Origin of the sequence: Roseateles puraquae, assembly GCF_002205845.1 — a bacterium.
In the GTDB taxonomy this organism is placed as follows: Bacteria; Pseudomonadota; Gammaproteobacteria; order Burkholderiales; family Burkholderiaceae_C; genus Pelomonas; species Pelomonas puraquae.
The window spans coordinates 1,451,420-1,469,687 of sequence record NZ_NISI01000001.1 but is presented as its reverse complement, the minus strand read 5'-3'; the positions used below and the strand labels follow the sequence as shown (position 1 = coordinate 1,469,687).

17 protein-coding genes and 1 pseudogene are annotated in these 18,268 nt (G+C 69.9%); 8 read left to right on the top strand and 10 right to left on the bottom strand.

Features of this window, described 5'->3' with window-relative positions; translation table 11 throughout:
• Positions 1-24: 24 nt before the first annotated feature.
• Positions 25-1,830: a methyl-accepting chemotaxis protein gene (locus CDO81_RS06675; protein WP_088482304.1), complete on the bottom strand. Its 1,806-nt coding sequence runs from the start codon at positions 1,828-1,830 to the stop codon at positions 25-27.
• Between the two features lie 176 nt (positions 1,831-2,006).
• Between CDO81_RS06675 and CDO81_RS06670 the strand changes: the two genes are divergently transcribed.
• The gene (locus CDO81_RS06670; protein WP_088482303.1) at positions 2,007-3,806 is read left to right on the top strand and encodes an ABCB family ABC transporter ATP-binding protein/permease; all 1,800 of its coding nucleotides are present in this window, start codon (positions 2,007-2,009) and stop codon (positions 3,804-3,806) included.
• 138 nt (positions 3,807-3,944) lie between these two features.
• Here CDO81_RS06670 and CDO81_RS06665 read toward each other — a convergent pair whose 3' ends face one another.
• The 3 genes from CDO81_RS06665 to CDO81_RS06655 are packed head-to-tail and all read right to left on the bottom strand — an operon-like array spanning position 3,945 to position 5,210.
• Positions 3,945-4,268, bottom strand: a complete 324-nt coding sequence (locus tag CDO81_RS06665) for a hypothetical protein (RefSeq protein ID WP_088482302.1) — start codon at positions 4,266-4,268, stop codon at positions 3,945-3,947.
• 53 nt (positions 4,269-4,321) lie between these two features.
• Positions 4,322-4,945, bottom strand: coding sequence for a UPF0149 family protein (locus CDO81_RS06660; protein ID WP_088482301.1), 624 nt, complete (start codon positions 4,943-4,945; stop codon positions 4,322-4,324).
• A 25-nt stretch (positions 4,946-4,970) separates the two neighbouring features.
• Complete coding sequence (locus tag CDO81_RS06655; RefSeq protein ID WP_088482300.1) at positions 4,971-5,210, bottom strand: hypothetical protein; 240 nt, start codon at positions 5,208-5,210, stop codon at positions 4,971-4,973.
• Between the two features lie 65 nt (positions 5,211-5,275).
• On the opposite strand from CDO81_RS06655, the gene CDO81_RS06650 reads away from it, so the two are divergent.
• From CDO81_RS06650 to CDO81_RS06640, 3 genes are all read left to right on the top strand, one after another.
• The gene (locus CDO81_RS06650) at positions 5,276-6,124 is read left to right on the top strand and encodes a transposase (RefSeq protein ID WP_088482299.1); all 849 of its coding nucleotides are present in this window, start codon (positions 5,276-5,278) and stop codon (positions 6,122-6,124) included.
• On the top strand, positions 6,124-6,996 hold the full coding sequence (locus CDO81_RS06645) for an amidohydrolase family protein (protein ID WP_088482298.1): 873 nt from the start codon (positions 6,124-6,126) through the stop codon (positions 6,994-6,996). Before CDO81_RS06650 ends, CDO81_RS06645 begins: the two co-directional genes overlap by 1 nt.
• A gap of 186 nt (positions 6,997-7,182) precedes the next feature.
• Positions 7,183-9,399, top strand: a complete 2,217-nt coding sequence (locus CDO81_RS06640; RefSeq protein ID WP_144397153.1) for a penicillin-binding protein 1A — start codon at positions 7,183-7,185, stop codon at positions 9,397-9,399.
• Here CDO81_RS06640 and CDO81_RS06635 read toward each other — a convergent pair.
• On the bottom strand, positions 9,393-9,779 hold the full coding sequence (locus CDO81_RS06635; RefSeq protein ID WP_088482296.1) for a VOC family protein: 387 nt from the start codon (positions 9,777-9,779) through the stop codon (positions 9,393-9,395). The two genes, CDO81_RS06640 and CDO81_RS06635, sit on opposite strands and share 7 nt — an antisense overlap.
• Positions 9,780-9,824: 45 nt before the next feature.
• Positions 9,825-10,337: a hypothetical protein gene (locus tag CDO81_RS06630; protein ID WP_088482295.1), complete on the bottom strand. Its 513-nt coding sequence runs from the start codon at positions 10,335-10,337 to the stop codon at positions 9,825-9,827.
• A gap of 228 nt (positions 10,338-10,565) precedes the next feature.
• Between CDO81_RS06630 and CDO81_RS06625 the strand changes: the two genes are divergently transcribed.
• From CDO81_RS06625 to CDO81_RS27505, 4 genes are all read left to right on the top strand, one after another.
• A complete protein-coding gene (locus tag CDO81_RS06625; RefSeq protein ID WP_088482294.1) occupies positions 10,566-11,216 on the top strand; it encodes a hypothetical protein in 651 nt (216 codons plus the stop codon).
• A gap of 101 nt (positions 11,217-11,317) precedes the next feature.
• Entirely contained in the window at positions 11,318-12,001 is a 684-nt protein-coding gene (locus CDO81_RS06620) for a hypothetical protein (protein WP_088482293.1), read from the top strand.
• A 77-nt stretch (positions 12,002-12,078) separates the two neighbouring features.
• Complete coding sequence (locus CDO81_RS06615) at positions 12,079-12,924, top strand: phytanoyl-CoA dioxygenase family protein (RefSeq protein ID WP_088482292.1); 846 nt, start codon at positions 12,079-12,081, stop codon at positions 12,922-12,924.
• 182 nt (positions 12,925-13,106) lie between these two features.
• A complete protein-coding gene (locus tag CDO81_RS27505) occupies positions 13,107-14,399 on the top strand; it encodes a BON domain-containing protein (RefSeq protein WP_144397152.1) in 1,293 nt (430 codons plus the stop codon).
• A gap of 62 nt (positions 14,400-14,461) precedes the next feature.
• Here the strand turns inward: CDO81_RS27505 and CDO81_RS06600 are convergent, their stop codons facing one another.
• From CDO81_RS06600 to ttcA, 4 genes and pseudogenes are all read right to left on the bottom strand, one after another.
• A complete protein-coding gene (locus CDO81_RS06600; protein ID WP_088482289.1) occupies positions 14,462-14,890 on the bottom strand; it encodes a hypothetical protein in 429 nt (142 codons plus the stop codon).
• A gap of 130 nt (positions 14,891-15,020) precedes the next feature.
• Complete coding sequence (gene glmU / locus CDO81_RS06595; protein WP_088482288.1) at positions 15,021-16,400, bottom strand: bifunctional UDP-N-acetylglucosamine diphosphorylase/glucosamine-1-phosphate N-acetyltransferase GlmU; 1,380 nt, start codon at positions 16,398-16,400, stop codon at positions 15,021-15,023.
• Positions 16,401-16,458: 58 nt separating this feature from the next.
• Positions 16,459-17,082: a DUF4136 domain-containing protein gene (locus tag CDO81_RS06590; RefSeq protein ID WP_088482475.1), complete on the bottom strand. Its 624-nt coding sequence runs from the start codon at positions 17,080-17,082 to the stop codon at positions 16,459-16,461.
• A 58-nt stretch (positions 17,083-17,140) separates the two neighbouring features.
• Positions 17,141-18,013 (bottom strand): annotated as a pseudogene (gene ttcA / locus CDO81_RS06585) (tRNA 2-thiocytidine(32) synthetase TtcA); the annotation flags it as partial.
• Positions 18,014-18,268: the final 255 nt, after the last annotated feature.

Sequence of the window (18,268 nt, the reverse complement as noted above, 5' to 3'; positions counted from 1 at the left end):
TTCCCCGCGCCATGCCGCGCCGGATCAGAAGCTCTGCCAGTCGCCTTCCGCCTCGCCGCCCGGTGCGGCTGCGAGTGCCGGCACAGCCGTGGCGACCGGCAGGGGCTTGGCCGCCACGGGCCGTGCAGCCTTTCGAGGCGCGGACGCGGAGGCCGGCTTGGCCGGGGTCGCCGCCGGCTTGGGAGCGACGGCCGTCGCGGCCACCTGGGGTGCCGGGGCGCTCGTCTCGCGCTGCTGCTTGCGCAGGTCCACTGCGCTGACCTCGGCCAGGCTCTTGTCCTGCGGCATCAGGCGGAACACGCGGATCGCGCTGTGCACGCGGCCGACCTGGTCGTTCAGGGAGCTGGCCGAGGCGGCGAGCTCTTCCACCATGGCGGCGTTTTGCTGCGTGAGGCTGTCCAGGTGCTGCACGGCCTCACCGACTTGACCGACACCGATGGACTGCTCGCGCGCCGCGCTGTTGATCTCCTCCAGCACGCCGCTGACGCGGGTCACCGCCTGCATGACTTCGTCCATGCGCCGCTTGGCTTCGTCGGCCCGCTGGCCGCCGGTTTCCACCCGTTCGCGCGATTCCTCGATGAGTGCCCGGATCTCCTTGGCTGCCGCACCCGTGCGTTGGGCCAGCGCCCGCACTTCCGATGCCACGACCGCGAAGCCGCGCCCTTGCTCCCCGGCCCGCGCGGCCTCCACGGCGGCATTGAGGGCGAGGATGTTGGTCTGGAAGGCCACGCCTTCAATCACCTGGATGATGTCGCCGATGCGCCGTGATGAGTCGGCGATCTCCTGCATGGTGTCGTAGACCTGGTGCACGGCTTCCTGGCTGCGGTGGGCCACCTGGCCGGTGCCGTGGGCCAGCTGGGCGCCTTCGCCGGCGAGGTCTGACGTCTGCCGCACCGTGCCGCCGATCTGGTCCATGGCTGCGGCGGACTGTTCCAGGCTGCTGGCCTGGGACTCGGTGCGGGACGAGAGATCCTGGTTGCCCGAGGAGATCTCGCGCGATGCATTCATCAGGTGGGCGACCTCGTCGCGCACGTCGCGCACGACCGTGCGTACCGACACCGTCAGCTGGGCCAACGCCAGCTGCAGCTCGCGCACCTCGCCCTGGCCGCGTACGGTCACCTGCTCGGTGAGGTCGCCGCCGGCCATCAGGTTGGCGGTCTCGACCACGGCGCGCAGCGGGCGCAGCATGATGCTGATCAGGCCGGCGCTGGCCGTGCCGATCGTGGCGGCGGCGGCCAGCCCTTGGGCCCAGCCCGGCGCGCCCAGCCAGCTGGCCAGCAGCGGGCCGGCGGCGGCCAGCGTGGCCAGGCCGGCGATGCGACCACGCAGCTCGGGCCTCAGGAACTGCAGCGTGCGCCCGAGCAGATCGGCGCGCCGCACCTGGCCGCGGTGCAGCACATGGCGCAGGCGTCCGGCGGCGGCCTCATCGCGCATGCGGGCGTACAGGGTGTCGAACTGGCGGATTTCTTCATCGGAGGGGCGCGTGCGCACAGACAGATAGCCCACCGTGCGATCGCCGTCGCGCACGGGCGTCGCGTTGGCGCGCACCCAGTAGTGGTCACCGTTCTTGCGGCGGTTCTTCACCAGCGCCGTCCAGGGCAGGCCCGATTCGATCGTGGCCCACATGTCGCGGAAAGCCTCCTCGGGCATGTCGGGGTGGCGCACGAGGTTGTGCGGCTGGCCCAGCAACTCGGCTTCCGAGTAGCCGCTCACGGCCACGAAGTTGCTGTTGCAGTAGGTGATCCGTCCCTTCAGATCCGTGATGGAGATCAGCGTCTGGTCGGCGGGAAATGCGTAGTCCTTCTGGGTGACGGGCAGGTTCTGGCGCATGCAATCCTCCAGTGATTGTTCGTTCGGGGCGCACTCCAGGACTTGCCGTCCCGGTCGACCTGGCTTGTCGGACCAGGTCAAGCCCCCATCTTCGGATGCCGTGGCAACACGGAGTTTGCGCCGCATCAAGCGAAACACCGTCATCAAGAGATAGGCCGGCGGCCGACAATCAACACATGCGATCCCATAGCCTCCCGCTTCCTGCCGAAGGCGCCGCCCCTGTGCGCGGCGACTGGGGCACCGTGCGCCGCCTGCTCCCCTACCTCTGGCATTACCGCTGGCGCGTCGGGCTGGCGCTGTCCTTCATGGTTGGCGCCAAGCTCAGCAACGTGGGCGTGCCGCTGTTGCTCAAGTCCCTCATCGACAGCCTGGATCTCAAGCCCGGCCAGCCGCAGGCGCTGCTGGTGGTGCCGCTCGGGCTGTTGCTGGCCTATGGCGCGCTGCGCCTGTCGACGTCGCTCTTCACCGAGCTGCGCGAGCTGATCTTCGCCAAGGCGACCGAAGGCACCGCGCGCAGCATCTCGCTGCAGGTGTTCCGGCATCTGCACGAGCTCTCGCTGCGCTTTCACCTGGAGCGCCAGACGGGCGGCATGACGCGCGACATCGAGCGCGGCACGCGGGCCGTGCATTCGCTGATCAGCTACTCGCTCTACAGCATCGTGCCCACGCTGATCGAGGTGGTGCTGGTGCTGACGCTGCTTGGCGTGAAGTTCGACGCCTGGTTCGCCGGCATCACCGTGGCGGCCCTCGTGGTCTACATCGGCTTCACGGTCGTGGTGACCGAATGGCGCACCCAGTTCCGCAAGACGCTCAATGAACTGGACTCGGTCGCGCACAGCAAGGCCATCGACTCGCTGCTGAACTATGAGACGGTCAAGTACTTCAACAACGAGGACTTCGAGGCCCGCCGCTACGACGAGAGCCTGGAGAAGCTGCGCCGCGCCCAGCTCAAGAGCCAGACCACGCTGTCCATGCTCAACACCGGGCAGCAGCTCATCATCGCGTCGGCCCTGGTGCTGATGCTCTGGCGTGCGACCCAGGGTGTGGTGGAGGGGCACATGACGCTGGGCGACCTCGTCATGGTCAACGCCTTCATGATCCAGCTCTACATCCCGCTCAACTTCCTGGGCGTCATCTACCGCGAGATCAAGCAGAGCCTGACGGACATCGAGAAGATGTTCCTGCTCCTGGACCGCGAGCGCGAGGTGGCCGATGCCCCCGGTGCGGCCGAGCTGCAGGTGAGCGGCGCGTCGGTGGTGTTCGACAACGTGCGCTTCGCCTACGAGCCGTCACGCCCCATCCTGCACGGCATCAGCTTCGAGATCCCGGCGGGCAAGAAAGTGGCGGTGGTGGGCCCCAGCGGCTCGGGCAAGAGCACGCTGGCGCGCCTGCTCTACCGCTTCTACGACATTGACAGCGGCAGCATCCGCATCGACGGGCAGGACCTGCGCAGTGTCACGCAGCACAGCCTGCGCCGCGCCATTGGCATCGTGCCGCAGGACACGGTGCTGTTCAACGACACGGTGGCCTACAACATCGCCTACGGCCGACCGGGCGCCAGCCAGACCGAGGTGGAGGCCGCCGCGAGGGCGGCGCACATCCACCACTTCATCGCGGGCACCCCCAAGGGCTACGAGACCATGGTCGGCGAACGCGGCCTGAAGCTCTCAGGCGGCGAGAAGCAGCGCGTGGCCATCGCCCGCACGCTGCTGAAGAACCCGCCCATCCTCATCTTTGATGAGGCGACTTCGGCGCTGGACTCCACCAACGAGCGCGCCATCCAGGCCGAGCTCGAAGCCGTCGGACAGGACAAGACCGTGCTGGTCATTGCCCACCGGCTGTCGACGGTGGTCGATGCGCATGAGATCCTGGTGCTCGAACACGGCCACATCATCGAGCGCGGCCACCACGACGACCTGCTCGCCCGCAACGGCCGCTATGCCGACATGTGGCGGCTGCAGCAGTCGGGTGACTGACTGACGGGTCAAGCGCTGACTTGTCAGTCGGCGCCACCGGAGGTTGGCGCCTCTTCCAGCGGCATGCGCTGATCCGGCTCTGCCGGTCAGCCGCATGCGTCCCCTTGGGGGCCCGGCGTCAGCCGGTACGGGGGGCCGTCAATGGGGCTTTTTGGGCTTCTCGAAGCTCTTGGGCCGGTAGACGTTGCCTTCCCAGGCGCCGTCGGTGCGGCTGTCGCGCGCGTCGTGCAGGGCCGACTCGCGGGCGCGGCGGATGACGCGCTCCGCCTCCATCGCTGCGGCGCGGGTCTGGCGTCGCTGGCGGCGCCAGCCCATCAGCCGGGCGAACTGCCGCTGCGCGCCATCCGCCAGACCGCGGGCCGCGCGGTCGACACGGGTCTTGAGCCGGTAGGGCAGCATCATGTGTACCGCCAACGCGATGCACACGACGAGACCGGTGGCGGCAAGCAAGGTCTGGAACATGACCTGAGTGTGAACCAAACTCGCGCCGCCGACCACCTGCGTTGAGGGGATGGTTACGCCTTGTCGCCGATCTTTTGGCGGATGGCCCACAGCGCCAGCATGGCGTCAGGAATCTTGCGGCTGGCTTCGTCGCGCTCTGCCGGGGAGCCTTCGGCCAGCGCGCCATCGGGGCTGCCCAGGGCGGCCACCGGCGCCAGCAGCTCGGCCGTCTCGCCCTGGTCGAACCAGGGCGCCCAGGCGTCGGGCGCCAGGTCCACCGCCATCAGGAAACCGGCGGCCCAGTCCTCGGCATCGGCGTACTCGGTGTCTTCGTCCTCGCCGTCGGCGAAGCTGAAGATGGGCTCCCAGGCCTGCGGCCGTTCAGCCCATGCCACGGCAATGGAGTGCAGGTGGCGCAGCACCAGCATGACCGCTTTCTTGCGCTGCTTGCCGCTGGCAAACGGCGCGGGTTCGGGCTCGGTGTCGCCGCCCCAGACTTCGGGCAGCCAGGCCTGGCCCGGGAGGTCCGCCAGGCGGCGGCCCGGCGTCAGCAGCAGGCCGGCCAGGTAGCCGTCCAGCGCCTCGATGTTCATGGCGCCATCGGTGGGCAGGGCGGCCAGCAGGTCGTCGAGGTCTTCGAGTTCCTCGTCGCTCAGCGGGCGGTTGTCCGAGGCCGGGTTGTATTGCGGGTACTGCATGCAGTGGGTCCTGTGGCGGGTGGCGTCAGCCGTGGCGGCCGTGGCGGCTCTTGGGTTTCTTGCTGTCGAATTCGGCGATCTGCGTCTTCAGCAGGGCCATCAGCACCCGGGCATTTTGCTCGGTCATGATCAACAGGCTGCTGGGCTCGATGCCGTCGATGGGCGTGCGCGGCGACACCAGCGTGTCGATCTTGAACACGACCTGGCCTTGCAGGTTGTTCGCGGCGGCCTTGAACTTCTGGATTTCGATCTGGTGAGTCTTCATGTGGCGGGAGGAGGGCCGGCAGGCCGCCATCTTGCCATTCCGCGCGCCGGCCCTTAAGGTGGGGCATGGCCAGGCCGGTTCGACTGGAGATCGCAGGTGCCGCCTATCTGGTGGGTGCCCGCTGCCCGCCCGAGGGTGGCGCCGCGGCGTTCGCCGACGACACGGACCATGCCGAGATGCGCGCGGTGATGGCGCAGGCGCTGGCACGATTCGACGCCCAGGCGCTGGCCTACTGCCTGCTGCCTGACCAGTACCAACTGCTGCTCTTCACCCGGCGGGCCAACCTGTCGCAGCTGATGCGGCACGTGAACGGTGTCTACACCCAGCACCACCAGCGGCGCCACGGCGCCGTGGGGCCGCTGTTCCAGGGGCGATTCCGCGCGGTGCTGGTCGATCGCGAGCGCTATCTGCTCGATGCCTGCCGGTATGTCGACCTGGGCCCGGTGCGGCACCGGCTCGTGGCCAGCGCGGCCGACTGGGCCGCCGGCAGCCACCGCGCCCTGGCGTCACTTGAGCCTGCGCCCGAGTGGCTCGACGTGGAGGGCCTGCACGGCTACCTGCTCGGCCGGCCCGCCGTGTCGGCGGCCGACCATCGCACGGCCGGCGCCCGCTATGCGCGGCTGGTGGCCTCGGAGCCGGCGCTGCAGCTCTGGCCAGGTCGGCTGCGGCAGCAGATCTTTCTTGGCGATGCCGCCTTTGCCGAGCGCATGCGTGCGGCCGCGGCGGCCAGCCGCCGTGGGGCGTCGCGCGTGGGGTATGCCGAATGGCTGCGGCGCGCGGGCGGCATCCGCGAGCAGGCCTTGTGGTTGGCGCACACCGAGGGCGGCGTCTCGATGACGGCGCTGGCCGCGCAACTGGGGCTGTCGGTGTCGCGCATCAGCCGGCTGATTGCCAGCGCGGAGCGGGCGTTCTGATGCAGCGGCGCCGCCTGCTGCAGGCCGGTGCAGCCTGCACGGTGTTGCCCCGGGGCGCGTGGGCGCAGCCGCTTTATGCGGGGCCAATGTTCGACGCCCACCTGCACTACAACGACGACGCCCAGCAGCCCCACCCGCCGGCTGACGTGCTGGCCCGTATGGCACGTGCGGGTGTGCGTGGTGCGCTGGTCAACAGCCGGCCCAACGACGGCACCTTGCGGCTGGTGGCCGAAGCCGGGCCGCAGTGGGTGCCCTTCGTGCGCCTGTACCGCAACCGGGCCGACTACACCGGCTGGTTCGCCGACGACGGCATCCGCCGCATGGTGCTGGCCCAGCTGGAAGCCGGCAGCCCCGCCGGGCCGTTTCGAGGCCTGGGCGAGTTCCACCTCTATGACAGCGCGAATGCCGATGGCCCCACGGCCGTGGCGCTGATGAAGCTCGCGCGCGATCGGGGCCTGACGGTGCTGGCCCATGTGGACGATGTGGCCGTCGACAAGCTGCTCGGTCATGCGCCGGGTACCTCGCTGATCTGGGCGCACACCGGCATCGCGGGCGAGCCCCTGGCGCGCGTGCGCGAGTTGCTGGAGAAGCATCCCGGCCTGTGTGGCGAACTCTCCTACCGGCCCGGGCTCACGCAGGACGGGCGGCTGAGCAGCGACTGGCGCGCGCTGCTGACCCGGCACGCGGACCGGTTTCTCATCGGCTCGGACACCTGGATCACGCAGCGCTGGCAGCACTACGGGGATCTGTTCGCTGACTACCGCCAGTGGCTCGGCCAACTGCCTGCCGAGGTGGCCGGCCGCATCGCCTGGGGCAACGCGGCCCAGCGCTTCGGCCTGCGCGAGGCGTCCGCCACGACGCCGGCCACTTGACTGACAACCCCTCGGCGCCCTGGCTGACGAAGACGGGCGCATGCGTTTACAACGGGGCGCTAAGCTGCGGCCCCGGCCAGACGCGGCCTCACCCGGCATCGCCCGGCGGGTCAGGGCGTCCGGGCGGACCTGCAACTTCGTGAGCCCTTTCCCTTGCTGCGACGCTCCTCCTTTGTCCAGGCGCTGATGTCCCGCCCCTGGCTGATGGCCCTGCTGGGCCTGCCGCTGGTGCTGCTCCTCATCGGCGCCATCGTGGCCCTGATCCTCTGGCACCAACTGCCCGCGCTGGATGTGCTGACCGACTACCAGCCCCACCAGCCGCTGCGCGTGCTGAGTGCCGATGGCCAGTTGCTCGGCGAGTTCGGTGCCGAACGCCGCCGCTTCGTGCCGTTGAAGGACATCCCCAAGCCCATGCAGGACGCGCTGCTGGCCGTGGAGGACGCCGACTTCTACGAGCACGCCGGCATCGACTTCAGCGGCATCCTGCGCGCCATGCTGCGCAACCTCACGCACAGCGGGCCGCTGCACGGTGCGTCCACCATCACGCAGCAGCTCGCCCGCGACACCTACCTCACCAAGGAGCAGCGGTGGTCGCGAAAGGTCGTGGAGGCGCTGCTGGCCATCAAGATCGAGCATGCGCTGACCAAGGCCCAGATCCTTGAGATCTACATGAACCAGATCTACCTCGGCAACCGTGCCTACGGCTTTGCCGCGGCCGCCGAGCGCTACTTCGGCAAGACGCTGGACAAGCTCAGCACCGCCGAGGTGGCCGTGCTGATCGGCCTGCCCAAGGACCCCAACCGACTCAACCCGGCCGTCTACCCTGAGCGCGCCAAGCGCCGCCAGGCCGTGGTGCTGGAGCGGCTGGCCAGCGTGGGCCTCATCACCGCGGAACAGGCCAAGGCCGCGCGCGAGCAGTCGCTCGACATCCAGCGCCCCAAGCGCCTGGCCGGCATTGCCGACCATGCCGCCGAGATGGTGCGCCAGGAGATGCTGACCCGCTTCGGCGAAGAGGCCTACACCCGCGGCCTCACGGTCACGACCACGCTGCTCTACGCCGAGCAGGCGGCGGCCCAGCAGTCGCTGCGTCATGCCTTGTTCGAGCTGGAACGCCGCCAGCCTTTCCGCGGCCCGGAGGCCGTGGTTGACGTGCCGGTGGGCGATGGGCAGGACGAAGCGCTGGACGCCGCCTTCGACGCGCACCCCGACCTGGGGGAGTTGCGCACCGCGGTGCTGCTCAAGGTCGACAAGGGCGCGGCGGAGCTGGCCCTGGCCGATGGCGACCGCATCACGCTCAAGGGCGCGGCGCTGCGCCCGGTGCAGAACCTCAAGCGGGGCGCGGTGCTGCGGGTGCTGGAGTCCAACAAGCAGTGGCAGGTCAGCCAGACGCCCCAGGCCGAAGGCGCGGTCGTCACGCTGGACCCGGCCACGGGCGCCATCCGTGCCTTGGTGGGCGGCTTCGACTTCACGCGCAACCAGTTCAACTCGGCCACCCAGGCCTGGCGCCAACCAGGATCGGCCTTCAAGCCTTTCATCTATTCGGGGCTGATCGAGCAGGGCGCGTGGGCCGGCACGCTGGTGAGCGACCAGCCCTTCGAGCAGGGCGATTGGACGCCGCGCAACTACGACGGCCAGTATGAGGAGGCCCTCACGCTGCGCGAGGCCCTGGCCCGGTCCAAGAACATGGTCACCATCCGTGTGGCCCAGGCCCTCGGGCCGCAGCGCGCCCGCGCCTGGGCGGCGCGCTTCGGCCTGGATGAAGACAAGCAGCCGCTGAACCTCACGATCGCGCTCGGCACCGGCAGCGTCACGCCGCTGCAGATGGCCCAGGCCTATGCCGCCTTTGCCAACGAGGGGCAGCTGCCCACCGGCTGGTTGATCCAGCGCGTGCAGGATGCGCAGGGCGAGGTCATCTGGAAGGCCGACCCGCCCAGGCCGCGCCCGGCGGTGAGTGCGCGCAATGCCTTCATGACGTCTCAACTGTTGGCGGCCGTGGCGCGCGAGGGCACGGCGGCACGGGCCAGCGCCATGCTGGGCCGCTGGGATCTGTACGGCAAGACCGGCACCACCAATGACGCGGTGGACGCCTGGTTCTGCGGTTTCCAGGCCACGCGCGCTGGCGCGGTGTGGATCGGCTACCCGCAGCCCAAGTCTCTGGGTGAGCGGGAAAGTGGCGGCGGCCTGGCCTTGCCGGTGTGGGCCGCCACCATGGCGGTGGCGCTCAAGGGGCAGCCGAACGTGCAGCTGTCGCCACCGGCCGAAGGGCTGGTGCAGGTCAACGGCGACTGGTTCTATTCCGAGTTTGCGGGTGACCTCGCGATCGCCCGCATCGGGCTGCCCGCGCCGGGCGAAGCTGCCTCGGCGCCCGAAGGCGCAGCCTCCGACCCGGTCAAGGGCTATTGACCCGCGGGCGGCTCCCAGAGCTCGATCTTGTTGCCGTCGGGGTCGAGCACCCAGCCGAACTTGCCGTACTCGGAGTCCTGCGGCTCACCCACGACCTGGCAGCCTTCGTCGCGCAGCGCGGCGATCAGGCCGTGCAGGTCGGCCACGCGGTAGTTCACCATGAAGGGCGCGCTGCTGGGCGCGAAGTACTCGGTGTCCGCCTTGAACGCCGTCCACACCGTCGTGCCCACGCCGCCCGGGTTGTCGGGCGTCACCCAGCTGAACGCGGCGCCGCCCCAGGGCTGCACGTCTACGCCCAGATGGCGCCGGTACCAGGCGGCCAGCGCGTCGGGGTCGCGGGATTTGAAGAAGATGCCGCCAATGCCGGTCACGCGCTGCATGGTGTCCTCCTGAAGTCGAGCGCCGATTGCAGCACGAACCCGCCCTCATGCCGAGGCCCTGCCTACGAACTGCCAGGCCCAGCGGGCCACGCCGCGCACCAGCCAGGAGATCAGCGCCAGCAAGCCGCCGATGACGAGTGGGATGACGGCGCCAAACGTCCAGCTCATCCCCAGCACGAAGCCCAGCAGGCTTTCCGGCCGGTGTGCGGGCAGCACCAGGGCCGCCAGGAGCAGGCTGAAGAAGAGGGCCTCGGTGCCGGCCTGCCATTGCAGCCGGAAGGCGATGGACAAGGCCGCGCCCATCACCAGCGGCAGCAGCACGCCCAGGGCGACCTTCCAGCGAGCGTCACGCCAAGCCCGCCAGCGACCGGCCGACCAGGCGCCCAGCGCCGGCAGCACCAGCAGCCCCCAGGCATTGGAGATACCGGGCAGGTCAGCGCGCTGAAGCAGGTGGTGGGTGACGATGCCGCCGTGCAGCGCCTCCCAGCCCAGGTGGGCGGCTTCGGCCAGCAAGGCGAGGGCGGCCAGGCGCAGCCGCAGTGTGAGTGGCGTGTTCATGAAGGGGCCTGTGTGGGAAAGGTGCTCAGCATGACAGCCGCCGCGGCGCTGGCACCCGCGTTTGCGATGGCCCGGGCTTCGCCGCGGACCAGCGGCCGCCGGGGGCGACAGGCTGCAGCCCGCTCACGAAAGCAACGCCAGGTAACAGTCGATCGGCCGCCTGGCTCTAGAGTGCAGGCACCTTACTCTCATCGGCTGCCCATGCGCTTTCGCCCAGTTGTACTGTCCATGATCGCCCTGCTGGCGGGTTGTGCCGCCGTGCGTGAGCCGGCTGCGCCAGGCGGGCGCGACCAGCGCATGGTGCAGCCGGCCTCGGTGGCCGGCGTGGCCGAGGAAACCTTCGGCAAGCCAACCTGGGGGCGGCAGGGCGAGTTCAGCCTGCACGGCCAGCGCGTGCGCTACGAGCGTGGCGCCGACCGCATCGCCCTTTTCGAGCGCTTGCCGGCCGGTGTCGCCACGCCGCTGCGGTTCAGCTGGGCGGGGCCGGCGGGTGAAAGTGCCGCGGTCTGTGAAGGGTGGACGCCTGCGGGCAGTGGCGAGCCGCGCCCCTGGGTGCTGAGCTGCCGCTGGGGCAGCGCGCCCGCCGCCATGCTGCAGATCGGCGAGGGCCAGCGGCGCGGCGGCCAGCTCAGCCGGGAGGGCGCCTACCGGCGTGGTGAGTTGACCGTGGGCCTGCGGTCGGCCCATCTCGCCGAGGGCAGTGCCAAGCCCCAGGCCACGGCCATCGGTTACGAGATGCTCTACCAGGGCACCGTCGTTGCCAGCCTGGACCTGGGCGGGCCGGTGCCCCGCCTGCGGCGCCCCGACCCGAGCACGCCGCTCGGTCGCGCGGTGACGGAAGCCGCGCTGGCGCTGGCGCTGGCGTCCGACGCGCGCTGAGTCCGTCGCCCTTGCGGGCATGACGCCCGTCACGGGTGAGGACCGGCATCTGCCGGCCAGAGGCCTAGAGTCCGCCGCCTGATGTGAACCCAGGTGAAGCCATGCAGGCGATCAATGAGTGGGCCCTGCGGGGCGGGGTGGTGGTTGCGGCCTTGGCGCTGTCGGCCTGCGGCGTGGTGCGCGAAGCGCGCATGGCGCAGCCGGCCAGCCTGGCTGCGGTGGCGGACGAATCTTTTGGCAAGCCCGGCTGGGGGCGCCAGGGCGATTTCGCGCTGTCTGGCCAGCGGGTGCGTTACGACCGTGGCGCCGACCGGCTCTCGCTGTTCGACACCTTGGCCACCGGCAAGGCGCCGTTGCGCTACACATGGTCCGGCCCCGCGGGCGACAGCCAGGCGGAGTGCACGGCCCGCCAGACCGAGGTGGGCCGTGGCGTGATGACGGTGGCCACCAAGCCCTGGACGTTGACCTGCCGTTGGAGCGGCGCCTCCGACGCGACCATGACCGTGGGCGAAGGCCGTGTGCAGTGGGGCCAGCAGACGCGCGAAGGACGCTACCAGCGCGGCGACCTGGCGCTGGCCGTGCGCTCGGTGCACCGCCTGGAGGGCAGCGGCATCGCGACCGCCTCCGCCGTGGGCTATGAGTTCCTGCAGGGCGACCGCGTGGTGGGCAGCGTGGATCTGAGCCGCGGCGTGCCGCATCTGCGCCGCCCCGATCCCGCCAGCCCGCTCGGGCAGGCTGTGACGGAGGCGGCCCTGGCGGTGGCGCTCGTGTGGGAGCCGGCCTGAAGCCAGCTTGAAGCCGGTGACAGCGGGCGGAGCTTCGCAGTGAGGCCACAATCGGGCTCACTTCGCATCGCACTGCCATGACCGTCGACACCGCGCGCTACGCCGAACAAGGCTTCCTCGTCATTCCCGGATTCAAGACTGCCGCCGAGATCGCTGCGCTGCGAGAACGTGCACTGCAGATCGTCGACGGCTTCGATCCCGGCGAGCAGCGCCCGGTGTTCACGACCGAGGAGCAGCAGCGGCACGTGGACGACTACTTCCTGGACAGCGGCGACCAGGTGCGCTGCTTCTTCGAGGAGGAGGCCTTCGATGCCGAAGGGCGGCTGCGCGTGCCCAAGGAGCTGGCGATCAACAAGATCGGCCATGCCATGCATGATCTCGATCCGGTCTTCAGCCGCTTCTCCAAGGGCCCGGCCTTGCGTGAGGTGGCGGCAGCGCTGGGCCTGACGCGGCCCCAGGTCTGGCAGAGCATGTTCATCTTCAAGCAGCCGGGCATCGGCGGCGAGGTGCGCTGGCACCAGGACGCGAGCTTCTTCGAGAGCGACCCGATCACCGTCACCACCTTCTGGTTCGCGCTGGAAGACGCGACGCTGCAGAACGGTTGCCTCTGGGCCGAACCCGGCGGCCATCGTGGCGCGCGCGGCGTGCTGCGCGAGCGCTTCGTGCGCGAGGGCCGCAAGGCCTGGATGGAGCAGGTCGATGCCACGCCCTGGCCGGCGGCCGATTCCAAGGAAGCGGTGCCCCTGGAGGTGGAGGCCGGTTCGCTGGTCGTCTTCCACGGCCTGCTGCCGCACTACTCGGCGGCCAACCGCTCCGAGAAGTCGCGCCATGCCTACACCCTGCATGTGACCGACGCGGCCAGCCACTACTCGCCACGCAACTGGCTGCAACGCGGCGCAGAGCTGCCCGTGCAGGGGTTCTGACGCGCGACGCCCGGCGTGCGCCCTGGTTCGGGCCGCCGCCTTCACTGACAGTGCTCACATCTGCTCACCGGCGGGTCTGCTTGTCCTACAAGACGAGGTGACCCGCACCGGCATGGCGGGGCCGCCGCGGTCCCAAGAATGGATTCATCACGAACCGGTCGATCACGACCCAGGAGGCTCTGATGAAATTCCCGAAATCCATGCATGCTGACGGCTGGGACTCGCACATCAGCGCAGACGCACCGCGCGTCAAGACGAACAGCCCCGCTTTCAACCAGAAGCGCGGCTTCAAGGCGGGTGCCAAGCCCGTGTCCCTGCACACGCCTTTGCACGGTGATGCGCCGGCTTGGACGCCGACGGCCGCCGCCGCCTCGGCAGCGCCAGCCGCCGCAACCGTGCGCCCGGCGCCGGTTCAGCAGCCGATGAGCAAGCCGGCCCCCGCCTTCGCATCGGCAGCACCAACCGTGCGCCCAGCCGCTGCAACCTCGGCACCGACGCCGGCGCCGCGTTCCAGCAGCGTGCCCTGGGTGGTGGGCGCGGGCGTGGGTGTGCTGCTGATCGGCGGTGCGGTGGCGGTGTCGCGCAGCTTTTCGCCCAGCAACCCCGCCGAGTCGGCGACGCCGGTGGTGGTCGGCCAGGTGACGCCGTCGCCGGAAGACGCTCAGCTGCAAAGCCAGCCGCCGGGTGCGGGGCCGACGGCCACACCGGTCGATGCCGCGCCGGTGTCGGACGAGCCGACGGCCAAGACCGAGTCGCCCAAGGCTGAACCCGCACCTGTGGAGGCCGCGCCGGTGAAGCCTGAGGTCACCACGCCCAAGGCCGCCGCTGCTGCGCCGGTGACCGCACCCGCGGCTGCCGAGGCCCGCATCGCCAAGGCGCCGGCCACCAGCGGCCCGCCGGTCTGGACGGCGACCCCGGCCCCGCGTGCCGAGACGCCCGCCCCGGTGGTGCGCACGCTGACACCGCAGCCGGAGGTGCTGGCCCAGGTGTCGCCGCCGCCGCTGGTGCGTGAGACGCCGCAGGCGCTGACGGCCCCGCAGGTGGTGCCGGCTCCGCAAGTGGTGCCGGCTCCGCAGGTGGCTACGGCCACGCCGGCTGAGGCCGCCTCTGCCGCCTCCGCCGCCTCGCCCACCGTCCCGCCCGTGACGGCCGGCTCCGGGACGCCGACGGTCGTCGCCCAGGCGGCCCCCGCCCCCGCTCCGGCACCGGCGCCGGCCACGCCGGACCCGGCCGACACGCAGATCACCGTCCAGGTGCGCCAGGCCTTGGCGGCGGACGCGACGTTGTCAGCCGTGCCTATCGCGGTGAGCACGGACCACGGTGTGGTCAAGCTCGAAGGCCAGGCGCCCGACGTGCAGGCCCGCGAGCGCGCCACGGTCGTGGCCTCCAACACGGTGGGCGTCAAGGCGGTGGACAACCGCTTGACGCTGCCGCCGGTGGCCTCGGCTGACCGGCTGCCCGCCAGCGGCGGCTGAGCCGTCCGCCCATGACAAAGGCGCCTCTCGAGGCGCCTTTTCTATGTGCGTTCAGTGCGGCTTCAGTGGCAGTGCTGGGTACGGGCCGGTGCGAGTTCGGCGTCGATGAGCGCCTCGTGCGTGACCTCGCGGGCCGCTTCGAGCTGCAGGCAGAGTTCGGTGATGCCGTCGTCTCGGCCGCCCACGACGTCGGGCAGCGGGGCGGTGGCGATGTCGGTGGGCAGGTCAGCCAGCGCGCCGATCAGCTGGAACAGCAGCTCCAGGCTGGCTTCACCGTCTTGCGGCAGGTCCCGGGCAGCGCCGAGGCTGCGGGCGAGGTACCAGCACGCGTCAGCCGCGTTGTCGCAGGCCTGGGCCTTGAGTTCGAGCGCGCGGTTGCGGGCCTCGGCTTCGGACTGTTCACGCCGGGTCTGGGCGATCTCGAAGGCGCCGAGGTCCGCCGGAATGGCGTCGTCAAGCGAAAGCGCAGCAAAGTCGAGTTCGTGGGCCATGGGTACAGCGGCTGGGTGAGTCGGGGCCATCGTAACGGCGGCCAAGCGCGCAACGTGACCCCTGATTCCAACGATCCCGGGTCAATCGCCGGAACTAAGTCACGGCGACCGGCCTATTCGAGGTTTTGATTCAACGCTTCTTGGCTGGGCGGGTCCAGCCGGTCAGGGCCACCTGTTTGCCGCGCGCCACCGCGAGGTCGCCCGGGTTGACGTCCTTGGTGATGGTGGAGCCGCCGCCGATGGTGGCGCCGTTGCCCAGGGTCACCGGGGCCACCAGCACGCAGTTGGAACCCACGTGCACGTCGTCGCCGATGGTGGTGCGGTGCTTGTTCGCGCCGTCGTAGTTGGCGGTGATGGAGCCGGCGCCGTAGTTGACGCGCTCGCCCACGGTGGCGTCGCCCAGGTAGGCCAGATGGTTGGCCTTGGCGCCCTTGGCCAGCGTCGAGTTCTTCACCTCGACGAAGTTGCCGATATGCACCTCGGCGCCGAGCTGCGCGCCCGGGCGCAGGCGTGCGAAGGGGCCGATCAGCGCGCCTTCGCCCACGCTGGCCCCGGCGGCTTCGCCGTCGATGTGCGTGAACTCGTGGATGCGCGCACCGGCAGCGATGGTCGCGTTGCGGATCACGCAGTTCGCGCCGATGCGCACGCCGTCGCCGAGCGTCACCTGGCCTTCGAACACGCAGTTCACGTCGATCTCGACATCCTGCCCATGCGTCAGCGTGCCGCGCAGGTCGAAGCGGGTGGGGTCCGCCAGCCGCACGCCGGCGCGCATCAGGCCTTCGGCCTGCTGGGCCTGGAAGGCGCGCTCCAGCTGTGCGAGCTGCACCGGGTCGTTGACGCCCAGCACCTCGGTCTCGTTGTGGGCCTTGATGCCGAGCACGGGCAGGCCCTCGGCCACGGCCATCGCGACGATGTCGGTCAGGTAGTACTCGCCCTGGGCGTTGTTGTTGCTGAGCTGGCCCACCCAGCGCTTGAGCGCGGCCGTGGGTGCGGCCATCATGCCGCTGTAACCCTCGTGGATGAGGCGCTGCTCGGGCGTCGCGTCCTTGTGCTCGACGATGGCAAGCACGCCGCCGTCATCGGCGTTGCGGATGATGCGACCGTAGCCGGTGGGGTCGGCCAGGTCGACGGTCAGCAGCACCAGGGCATGGCCGGCGCAGGCATCGATCAGGGCCTTGGCGGTGCTCGTCTCGATGAGCGGCACGTCGCCATTGAGGATGAGCGTGGTGCCGTCGCCCACCAGCGCAGGCACAGCCTGCTGGATGGCGTGGCCCGTGCCGAGCTGGGGCATCTGGCGCACGAAGCTCAGGCCCTCGGCCTGCACGGCCGCTTCCACCTGCTCGGCGCCATGGCCGGTGATGACGATGCGCGCATTGGCGCTGAGCGGCTCACAGCGCTTGAGCACATGCGCCAACAGCGAGCGGCCCGCCAGCTTGTGCAGCACCTTGGGGGTGGCGGACTTCATGCGGGTGCCTTTGCCCGCCGCCATGATCACGATGTTCAGCGCCATGCCTGCCTTGCGACTACGTTTTGACGAAGCCGCGATTATGGGCAGGCCGGCCGGGTGCTCAGCGTATCGCCTGCACCGAGACCCGATGGGACTTGGGCTCGACCTTGGGGAACTCGGCCAGGGCGGCGTCGAACAGGCTGGTGATGACGGCGTCGCTGCCCATCGTCATGCCCTCGTTGCTGGCGTGGGTCTCGAACAACGCTTCGCCGGTGGCGCGGTCGCGCACGAGCACGGCCACGGCGCGGTCGTAGCGGCGGTCGAAGAAGGGGTCCTGGCGCCAGCCCCAGCCGCCCCAGCCGGCGGCATAGCCGTAGCGCGGGGAGAACAGGCGGCCACGCCAGCGCCACCACAGCGGGTCGTCCCAGGGCACGGGGTCGTAGGCGGTGACGCGGGCGCCGAGCGTCACGAGCACGTCAGCCGTCTTGGCGTCGGCTGCGGGCTTGAAGCCGGCTCGCTCCAGCGCGCCGCGGGCGGCGTCCTCGAGCGTGGTCTGGCGCTTCACGGCCTCTTCGCTCTGCTGCTGCGAGGGCAGGCGGTCAAAGGCATAGGTGCCCGGCTTGCGGTCGGCAGGCCAGGACCCATAACTCGATACGTCGGCGGAGACGGTGTAGGGGCCGGCACAGCCGGCCAGGGCCGCCACCGAGGCGGCGGCGAAGGCGGTGAGGATCAGGCGGCGGTTCATGAGCACCTCCATCAAGGGATGGAGCGATTCTGACCCGTGCAGATTTCCCCCGTGTAAATCACCTTTGCAGCGTGATCACCGAAGCACCGGCAGACGGCGTGGCGCAAGACTCGTCGTCGTCGAAGGCGATGTCGCCATCGGCGGTGGCCTGGCCTGTGGCCTGGATGGTCTCGAAGGGGAAGAGCTTCTTGTCCATCATGTGCGAGGGCACGATGTTGGTCATGGCCGTGAAGATGTTGTCGATGCGGCCGGGGTAGCGCTTCTCCCACTCGTTGATCATGGCCTTGACCTGCACCCGCTGCAGGTTCTCCTGGCTGCCGCACAGGTTGCACGGAATGATGGGGAACTCACGGTGCTCGGCCCAGCGCACGAGGTCGGGCTCCTTCACATAGGCCAGCGGGCGGATGACCACGTTCTTACCGTCGTCACTGACCAGCTTGGGCGGCATGCCCTTCATGCGGCTGCCGAAGAACATGTTCAGGAACAGCGTCGTGACGATGTCGTCGCGGTGATGGCCGAGCGCGATCTTGGTGCAGCCCAACTCGCCCGCCACGCGGTACAGGATGCCCCGGCGCAGCCGCGAGCACAGCCCGCAGGTGGTCTTGCCTTCGGGCACCACGCGCTTGACGACGGAGTAGGTGTCCTGCTCTTCGATGTGGAAGGGCACGCCGCGGGTCTTGAGGTAGTTGGGCAGCACGTCCTCGGGGAAGCCGGGCTGTTTCTGGTCGAGGTTGACGGCGATGAGCTCGAACTTGATGGGAGCCCGCTGCTGCAGGTTCATCAGGATGTCCAGCATGGAGTAGCTGTCCTTGCCGCCGGACAGGCACACCATGACCTTGTCGCCTTCTTCGATCATGTTGAAGTCGGTGATGGCCTGGCCCACCTGGCGGTGCAGGCGCTTGGAGAGCTTGTTGATCTCGTGGGCGTGTTTCTTGGCCGCGAGGTCTTCAGCGCTGGGCGTGGCGGGGGCTTGGGGGGCGAGAACTTCGGACATGGGCGGAGCAGGGCGCTCGGTGGGCGCGCTGGAGGGTGGCGACGGGTGCCGTCGAGGCAAAACCCGCGCATTGTCCCAAACCCGGCCGATCTTCGCGCGCCGGTCGTGGCTTGACGCCGGTCAAACGCCCGATTGGCGTGGCTTTCTAGAATTAATGCATTGCAAATGCATGTTCAAATGGCGGCCTGCGCT